The sequence below is a fragment of the Methylobacter svalbardensis genome, assembly GCF_037671525.1.
Taxonomy (GTDB): Bacteria; Pseudomonadota; Gammaproteobacteria; order Methylococcales; family Methylomonadaceae; genus Methylobacter_A; species Methylobacter_A svalbardensis.
This window is the reverse complement of sequence record NZ_JAWPOH010000104.1, coordinates 1-7,296: the sequence shown is the minus strand read 5'-3', so window position 1 is coordinate 7,296 and position 7,296 is coordinate 1. Positions and strand designations below refer to the sequence as shown.

Genomic DNA, 7,296 nt, shown 5'->3' with positions numbered 1-7,296 from the left:
TAGCATCAAAGCAGGACTCAATCAATTCGAGGACTTTGGGTTCGTCGGATAGTTGATTTAAGGCAGCGTTCAGCAGTTTGCGCTGGTGATGATCTAATTCACGGATTGCAGTAATTAATTGAAAAAACTCGGCGTTTTTCATGATGATCTCCAATTGAAAACCTACATGGCTTATTTTATGAAAAAGAAATAAAAAATTCCATAGTTAACGATGACATAGCCTACTTTTTTGAATCCCTTAACCCAAAGTGCTGTATTTAAAGGCCAGTGATCCTTCGAGACATACATAACCGTTCCTAAAGAGCCAGAACGACCAGTGACCACGCCGGGACCTTTTACCTTTGCCTGATTATGGAAGCCATTAACACCGGTTGAGGCATAAATAGGTATTGATCCATCAACACGGTTATTTGAAGGTAGATCAAAGCCACGCTGAAGAATTAGAAGATTTTCAAGTGGTTCTTTGCTCCACCCCTCCGGCACACCATCAACAATCCTGACATGCTCATGCCCGGGGAAGCGCAGGTAAACAAACCACTCCTGATACAACAGACGCGCTGAATCTTCCAAAAGCTGAATTCGACGGCGGTTGTTTTTAATTAGTTCATCATAAGAAGACAAAAGATCGACAATTTTTTCTTGAATAGGAATGTTGGGCAGTTTTAGTTTCATTCCTTTTAAAACTGTCAAGTTTATATTTGGTTGCGCCGCTTGGCCTCCAAAGCTTTGACATATAGTAAAAGTGCTTGGATTTTTGAAGTGATAATAGACAAATCTCGGTAAAGCTTTTTCAGGGTCAACCCTCACAATCCCAACTGCTTGATTGGTATTTGCCGGTAAATCTTCCTCCCTTACAAACCCACATTTACCGACATTTGCTCCTGCAATTGTGATTAAAACATCATCTTTAGCCAACTGTGAACGCTTCAGTTTTTCATGAGTTGCTTCAGTAATAAAAGTAAAGCCTGATCTTTCCAGTGATACGTCGCCATTCAAAGCTTCAGCCTTAACAAAGTTAACACCTTCATCGGTAAACGGCATTCCATAAGTTGTAGGAGTCGTACCTTTAGTTACAACCTCTATAATACTTTCTAGCACAGTCTCATTCCAGCTCATATCCCCAACTCCTCAAAGTTTCGGGCAATCTGTACCGCAAGTTCAGCCGCTTCTTCATCAGAGCGGGACGGGGTTTGTAACCCCGTCCTTAACGTTTCAATACGCCTAGAGATATCCCGAACGTTACGGAACGGGTTGAAAACCCGTTCCAGCCCAAGTCTGGAAGCTGGAGCTTCCGGCACTGAATTCCCAAGCTGGAGCTTGGGAACTAGCGAAATCTCGCGCCAACTCATATCCCCAACTCATCAAAGTTATGAGCAATCTGTGCAGCCAACTCTGCCGCTTCTTCATTCAGCCCTTTAAGTTCGATATGGATGTCGCGCAGGGATTCTTCAAAATCAAAGTCTTCATCCACTTCTTCGGGCGCGACACCAACATAACGACCAGGGGTCAAACTCCAATCAGCGGCTTCGATAACCTTAACATCCACCAGTTTAACCAAGCCTTCCACATCCGCCAGTTTGCCATCGGGAAAACGCGACAACAACCAATGGGCTTGTTTGTAAAAATAACGTACCTGTTTAAGCTGCTCGACGGTATGTTTACGCCAAAGTTCAATTTGTTTGTAATTGCGTTGCAACAAGGCACGCGCCTGATTGAATTGTTTTACTTCGGATTTTAACTGCTTTTCTTCATCGATTAGTTTGACCTTCTTGCCCAAATCCCTCTCTTGTGCAGTGCCAAGTGATTCAATTTGCTGTTCGAGCAATGTGACCTTGTTTTTGAGTAGCTCTATAGCCTGCTGTGTTTGATTGCTAGCCAGCTTGCCAAGTTGATCAACGGTCTTGATCAGGTCACGACTCGTTTCTACCAATGACGCAACGGTTTGTTCGCGTTGATTAACAGTTGCTATATCCTGCTTGCCTAGTAAAGGCGTGAAAAACAGGCTTGCTGCTTTGAAACACCCGACATCCTCACGCAGCTGAGTAAGTTGCTGCTTTATGTCATTACTATTGATTTGATTGTCCTGATTAACTTCATCCAACGTGCGAATCTGGCGTTGCAAGTTAACCATCAACCAAGCGAGTCCGCGCTGTTGTTTACTAGGCAGCAATGCGTGGTTTAAGCAGATCAACGTCTCATTAAGGTAACTGACCACCAGCTCAACAAAACGCTGCTCTTGTCGACGATACAACCAGACAATCGCGCTGAGGTTTTGCAATTGCTCCGGGCTAAAGTCCATGATTTTTCGGGTGACTTTGCGATACACATTCCGGGCATCAATCATCAGGACTTTATCTTGATGCAACTGCGGCTTGGCTTTATTCAAAAACCACAATTGGCAAGGCACGGTACGGGTATAGAAGAAGTTACCGCGTATGTCGATCATCAGATCAACATGCCCCGTTTTGACCAGTTGCTCACGTACTTTGGCTTCGTCACGTCCGGCGCTGGATGCCTGCGATGACATAACAAAGCCTGCCCGACCGGTTTTATTCAAATAGCTGTAGAAATACTGAATCCACAAGTAGTTGGCGTTGGACACTTTTTTGGTTTTGTTGGTGCCGGGCAAGCCAAACGGTAACCGCGGGTCATTTTTAACTTTTTCGGCATCGACTTCATCGACGTTGAAAGGCGGATTTGCCATCACATAATCGACCGTGCCGAACAGGCCATCGTGTGGGTCTTTATAATAGGTAATCGCCTCTTCACCACCAATAATGTTGCCCTCTAAGCCATGAACAGCCAGGTTCATTTTGCCCAAACGAGTGGTTACACGGTTTTTTTCGTGTCCGTAAAAGGTAAGCTGATAGGGGTTTAGCTGGTGCTGTTCCATAAAATGCGCACTTTGCACAAACATACCGCCAGAACCACAAGCAGGGTCAAAAATCCTACCGTGATCGGGTTCGATCACATTCACTATCAGTTGCACCAGGGAAACCGGCGTGAAGAATTCACCACCATCGTGAGCGCCTTGTCCGGCAAATTCGGTCAAAAAGTATTCGTAAATACGACCGATAATATCGCCGGTAGCTTTTTTTAATTCATCCGGATTAAGAGCTCGCAATAACATTCCCAGAACATCGTCGGGAATCGTCCGGTATTCCTGCTTGGGCAACTGGCCGCGTAAATTGACGTAATCAGCTTCAATAGCTTCCATCGCCTGGATGATGGCTTCCTGACGGTCATCGGCATCGGTCAGTGCGACCAGCGTGTCAAACTGGGCTTCCGGCTTAAGGTAAATCGCACTTTTTTGTGAAAAATCTTCTTTAGTGACTTCTCGGGTTTTACCACCACGACTTGGCAGATTGGCGACAATTTCATCTTGCACCGCCAGAAAACGGCTGTATGCATGGCGTAAAAAAATCAATCCCATGACCGGTAAAAAGTATTCGTTACTTGCCAGCTCCGAGTTGCTGCGTAAGGTATCTGCGGCTTTCCACAGGCGTTTTTCAATTGCTTCGATATTTTCTAGTTGAGCCATTATGTTTTATTCTGTCGCTTTGTATGAATAATTGGCCTGGGCTCAATTCATTAGTTGATCTGATTGGTAACGATACCGGTGTGCTTACCGTTTTTATTGTTGTTGGTTTTCACCGTCGAAAAGGGATTGCTGCACAGGAATGACCACATTATGCAGCTTACAATGATCACGAATCATAACTTCCACCATGTTGGTGAGACTGCGGTGTTCTTTTTCTGCCAACAAGCGCAAACCTTCCTTAATAGCCGGATCGACACGCAAAGTTAATGTTGTGGATTTTATGGTTGCCATAAGCTAACACCTAAAAGTAGTACCTTAAAATGAGTGTACTGCAAATATACAGCACTCTACCTTCATTCAACAATCTTATCATTTTTTAATTAAAATACGTCTAAAGCCAAGGGGATTTCAAACGGAGAAAATTGCCTGGCACAAGGTTGCTGGGGGGCGCAGACAAATGTTGTTCTTGCGGATTGCTTGCGTTAATTGGCGTTAACAAAAGTTACTTTTTAGGTGGTTTTGGTATATTTGGAGTTAACCATTGACGAGCAGTTACCGTATGCAATTCCAGTCAAATGTGCCTTCTACTGCCTGGATTGATAACCACAAGATGCACGATAAACGTGCTGTTAGTCGCTGTGATTTTGTTAGAATTAATTTTTTCGTAATAGATGCATACACGACATACATAACTGAATTAACTATCAAAGTGTATGTTGTGTATGTGTTTAATGACAATTATCTGCTTGACCAATGCCAGTTAATCTTCAAAAGCAATTGGCCAAGCAGATTAGAACCTACACTAAGGAACTAACCAATCTTCATCAGGCCAAGTCTGATCTAACACTTCTTCACGGTTCCCCTTTTGGATCAAAAAAGACAGAATCTCATGGGGTTTGCTGAAATTTAAGTCATCGATCCAGATAACCTGACGTACGTGGCGCTGAAGGCGTCTAAGGTGCCCACGCCGAGCGTTACTGTCGTGCAATGAATATAAAGCTGAATTTAACCCATAATCTTCAGTATTTTCACGGAATTCACTAGGAGGCTGTCCGAGAATAGAGTTCTTTGGAAAAGCTACTTTTGTGCCCATGAAATTTTTTAATTTTTCCGGAGGCCTATTTTTGAAATTGCCCTGTCTATAAAATTTAGCCATTAAACTTGGCTTTTGAGCGGTTTATTCCCTGATTTTCACCTATATGGCTAGGTTTGTAGCCCAATGACCAAATTCCGGACGGACGATTTCCGTAAAAATGGCTTTGGCAATTTTTTTGATATTGTGCGTGGCGCATACCAGTGAAAATTCACCCGCAACTTTTTCTTTGCCTCGAACACTAAAACTGCGAAAGCCGCTGTTTTTGATGTGTCCAAACACCGGCTCAACAATCGTTTTGCGCTTACCGTAAACCGCTTTGGCAGATTCCGTTTTCATTTTGCTATTCATCTGTTGACGCAATGGCTCTTTGTCATCGGTATTGAGGGTGCGGGCTTCTCCTTTAGCGGATTGGCAGCAACGGCTCTGCAGCGGGCAATCGGCGCAGACCTTGGCGGAGCCTTGATACACCCGGCTGCCGTCTTGGCCTTCGCGTTTCATGGTTAAGACTTGTCCGCCGGGACAAGTAAAGGTGTTGTCGGCTTCGTGGTAGTCGAAGTCCGCCTTGACCAGTTTTCGATCCGAGCCATCCAACGGCGTTTTGGGTGATTTTTCGCCTTTGTCGGTGGCGATATAGGCATCGGTGCTGCTTTGCTCAAGGGCCTGTAGATTGTCTCCGGACAGGTAGCCATTGTCTGCGCTCAATCGGTCAGGCAGCCGGCCGGCAGTGTCCTGCAACGCTTTCAGGGCGGGTTCGATTTCTTGTTTGTCGTTGGCGTTTTGGCTGATGTGCAGGCCGACAATGATTTGCCGGTCTGCATCAACGCTGATCTGGGCGTTGTAGGCGTAATCGAAGTGGCCTTTCTTGCCCATGATGCGGGCCTCGGTATCGGCAAAGCTGATTTGCTTTTTGTCTTCAATGTCTTTACCTGGGTTAAGCTGTTCTTCACGTAGCTCAAGGGCTTTCAATTTGTCTTGAGCTGAAAACACCACGACTGTAGGCGTAGATCAGGATTGAGATAATTTGCTTGGGATGATAGGCCTTTTGGCCTTTGACGCTGTAGCCACTTTCAATCGTTGTGGTATCAAGCTGTTGAAACAGATCAGCATAAAGATAGCATTCGTGATTTTCCGGGAGAAGATCAAAAATATGCCTGGGAAATAACTGGTGTTGATTAAATTCAACCGGACTTGACTTGAAAGGAGCTGGCATGGCGTGACCCAATGACGTTATTTGCTGCGAATTATAACATAATGCATTGTTTATATTGAATATTTAAATGATGTTTTGTGGCGGTTTGGGCTGCTTTATGAAAATAGGGCGGTAAGGAATATGGGGCTTTATTTTTATGGCTATTCTCGGACAGCCTCCTAGCCGATCAAGGTCCGAATCAACTTTCTATCGCATACTGCGAGAGGAAAATCAACTTGCCCATCGGCGTAGCGAACGTCCTGCTCAAACACGTACCAAACCGCGTGCAGTCTGTGCTACAGCACCTAACCAGCTCTATAGCTGGGACATTACCTACCTGCCATCACTTATCCGCGGACAGTTCTTCTATCTGTATCTATTTGTTGATATTTTCAGCCGAAAGATCGTCGGTTGGCAAGTGTATGAAGAAGAAAACAGCGCCTTGGCTGGCGAACTGTTACGCGATCTATGTCATCGTGAAGATATACAGTTTCAACAGCTTACGCTGCATTCTGATAACGGCAGTCCAATGAAGGGATCGTCTATGCTGGCGACCTTGCAGCAGCTCGGTGTCATGCCTTCCTTTAGTTGGCCTTCAGTTAGTAACGATAATCCTTATTCAGAATCGTTGTTTAAGACCTTGAAATATCGCCCTAACTATCCGTTAAAGCCATTCGCCGATGTCACAGAAGCACGTCAATGGGTCACGGGGCTAGTGGAATGGTACAACAACGAACATCGCCACAGCGCTATCCAGTTTGTCACCCCAGCGCAACGTCATGAAGGTTTGGACGAAAAGCTTCTGGATAACCGTAAAACCGTCTACGGGGCTGCTCGTGCTAAACATCCGCAACGCTGGAGCGGAAGCACACGGAATTGGCAAAGAATCCAAGCAGTTCACCTTAATCCTGATAAGACCGAAGCAAAAAAAGATGCTGCCAAGGAGGTGATTATTGAGAACAAAAAAGCAGCGTAAGTTTTAACCGTCGAGGCGACAACTACATTGACAATTTCCGTAGTTGATGGTGCTTTCTTAGGCGCGAATCTTCTTAAAATTCCTCAAGGTGGATGGTTTCCACTGGTAGTGGGTGCGACTCTGTTTTTCATGATGTCCACCTGGCGATGCGGACGGCAGGTACTGACCTATCATCTGCAAAATGCAGCCATATCGCTGACCACGTTTATTACCAACCTGACTTTGTTTCCGCCGATGGCAAGAGTCCACGGAACGGCTGTTTACATGAGCGCACGCAATCTCAGAATGCCCCATGCCTTGCAGGTCAATTTCGAGCATAATCAGGTATTGCATGAACGGATTGTATTGCTAACCATATCTATAGACTTCCAGAAAATTAATTTCCAAAACAGTAAAAAACTCCTTTGAAGATATACTTATTTCTACTGAAAAAACTTAAAGGAGCACTTAAAATCATAACGCTAAGCTTTTCGAATTCAATTGTACAAAAACTG

General features: G+C 44.8%; 7 protein-coding genes and 1 pseudogene. 2 read left to right on the top strand and 6 right to left on the bottom strand.

The window, feature by feature from the left end:
- Positions 1–171: 171 nt before the first annotated feature.
- The 6 genes from RW114_RS19285 to RW114_RS19260 all read right to left on the bottom strand — a co-directional run bounded on the left by RW114_RS19285 (position 172) and on the right by RW114_RS19260 (position 5,847).
- Positions 172–1,116, bottom strand: coding sequence for a restriction endonuclease subunit S (locus RW114_RS19285; RefSeq protein ID WP_340124370.1), 945 nt, complete (start codon positions 1,114–1,116; stop codon positions 172–174).
- A gap of 229 nt (positions 1,117–1,345) precedes the next feature.
- Positions 1,346–3,541 (bottom strand): N-6 DNA methylase, encoded by a 2,196-nt coding sequence (locus RW114_RS19280; protein WP_340124369.1) that lies wholly within the window; start codon positions 3,539–3,541, stop codon positions 1,346–1,348.
- A 93-nt stretch (positions 3,542–3,634) separates the two neighbouring features.
- A complete protein-coding gene (locus RW114_RS19275) occupies positions 3,635–3,832 on the bottom strand; it encodes a type II toxin-antitoxin system antitoxin (RefSeq protein WP_340124368.1) in 198 nt (65 codons plus the stop codon).
- Between the two features lie 511 nt (positions 3,833–4,343).
- Entirely contained in the window at positions 4,344–4,697 is a 354-nt protein-coding gene (locus tag RW114_RS19270) for a hypothetical protein (protein WP_340124367.1), read from the bottom strand.
- A 39-nt stretch (positions 4,698–4,736) separates the two neighbouring features.
- Positions 4,737–5,603 (bottom strand): transposase, encoded by an 867-nt coding sequence (locus RW114_RS19265; RefSeq protein WP_340124366.1) that lies wholly within the window; start codon positions 5,601–5,603, stop codon positions 4,737–4,739.
- The gene (locus tag RW114_RS19260; RefSeq protein ID WP_340124365.1) at positions 5,590–5,847 is read right to left on the bottom strand and encodes a transposase; all 258 of its coding nucleotides are present in this window, start codon (positions 5,845–5,847) and stop codon (positions 5,590–5,592) included. Before RW114_RS19260 ends, RW114_RS19265 begins: the two co-directional genes overlap by 14 nt.
- A 172-nt stretch (positions 5,848–6,019) precedes the next feature.
- Here RW114_RS19260 and RW114_RS19255 point away from each other — a divergent pair.
- Positions 6,020–6,802: pseudogene (locus RW114_RS19255) on the top strand (IS3 family transposase); the annotation flags it as partial.
- Positions 6,803–6,829: 27 nt separating this feature from the next.
- On the top strand, positions 6,830–7,210 hold the full coding sequence (locus RW114_RS19250; protein ID WP_422614849.1) for a KUP/HAK/KT family potassium transporter: 381 nt from the start codon (positions 6,830–6,832) through the stop codon (positions 7,208–7,210).
- Positions 7,211–7,296 lie beyond the last annotated feature (86 nt).

Bases quoted from the DNA above. Each gene is read 5' to 3' on its own strand.
- RW114_RS19285 (WP_340124370.1), bottom strand. From the start codon at position 1,116: ATGAGCTGGAATGAGACTGTGCTAGAAAGTATTATAGAGGTTGTAACT.
- RW114_RS19280 (WP_340124369.1), bottom strand. From the start codon at position 3,541: ATGGCTCAACTAGAAAATATCGAAGCAATTGAAAAACGCCTGTGGAAA.
- RW114_RS19275 (WP_340124368.1), bottom strand. From the start codon at position 3,832: ATGGCAACCATAAAATCCACAACATTAACTTTGCGTGTCGATCCGGCT.
- RW114_RS19270 (WP_340124367.1), bottom strand. From the start codon at position 4,697: ATGGCTAAATTTTATAGACAGGGCAATTTCAAAAATAGGCCTCCGGAA.
- RW114_RS19260 (WP_340124365.1), bottom strand. From the start codon at position 5,847: ATGCCAGCTCCTTTCAAGTCAAGTCCGGTTGAATTTAATCAACACCAG.